This is a genomic window from Ewingella americana ATCC 33852 (assembly GCF_000735345.1).
GTDB lineage: Bacteria > Pseudomonadota > Gammaproteobacteria > Enterobacterales > Enterobacteriaceae > Ewingella > Ewingella americana.
On record NZ_JMPJ01000008.1, the window covers coordinates 1 to 271 of the forward strand.

The 271-nt window shown below is 47.6% G+C and carries 1 protein-coding gene; it reads right to left on the reverse strand.

Annotated features, from left to right (window positions below; all coding sequences use genetic code 11):
• Window positions 1-108: 108 nt before the first annotated feature.
• The coding region (locus GEAM_RS23045) for a glucan biosynthesis protein (protein WP_210435866.1) at window positions 109-271 on the reverse strand (163 nt) is incomplete at its 5' end.

Below are 271 nucleotides of genomic sequence, written 5' to 3' on the forward strand. Positions count from 1 at the left end.
GTCGCAAAGGCTTCTCCCTCGGACTGAGGGAGTTGCTGAATTAGCGCCGCTTTCTGTTCTTCAGAGAGCGGCAAAGCCTTTACGTAATCTTGAGTAGAATGCGTTGACTTATTCATTGGCAGGCAGCTGATAGCTCCAGGTTTCACTCAGTGTTTTCTCGCCATTAACCAGAGAAGCGCGCATTTCGATTGGCTTCTTCGGATCTTTCACTTTCAGGCGCAGCGTTAAACGCCAGCCTTTAGTTACTGGATTATAGCGGACATTATTTTCT